The organism is Hyphomicrobium sp. 01T421, assembly GCF_056398805.1.
Genome location: NZ_JBFTQC010000008.1, coordinates 1 through 399 on the forward strand (window position 1 = coordinate 1; position 399 = coordinate 399).

Sequence of the window (399 nt, forward strand, 5' to 3'; positions counted from 1 at the left end):
AGCCTGCCTTGCGTCCCGATAAGCCGATATCGGCCTTTGAATTCCGCCTTTACCGACATTACCGCATCGTTCACGGGGTGCGCATCGCCATCGCCTTCATTCTCTCTTTTCTGCTGGTGCGCCTGACCGATATTCCGGAGGGCACCTGGCCGCTGATCACGCTGGTGGTGGTGATGGGGCCGGTTTCCTCGTGGGGAAATGTGTTCCCGCGCGCGATTCAGCGCATTGGCGGTACCATCGCCGGTTCACTCTCCGGGCTGGTGGCGTTGAAACTGGAGCTGCTTTCGCTGCCGTGGATGCTCGCCTGGTGCGCGGTAGTGATGTTTGTCAGCGGCTATCTGGCGCTGGGTAAGCAGCCTTATATGGCGCTGCTGATCGGCATTACGCTTGGTGTAGTGG

Annotated in this window: 1 protein-coding gene; it reads left to right on the top strand. The window is 59.9% G+C overall.

The window, feature by feature from the left end; all coding sequences use genetic code 11:
* Window positions 1–399, top strand: a 399-nt coding sequence (locus AC1DK3_RS21180; RefSeq protein ID WP_477194227.1) for an FUSC family protein, incomplete at both ends; no start/stop codon positions are given.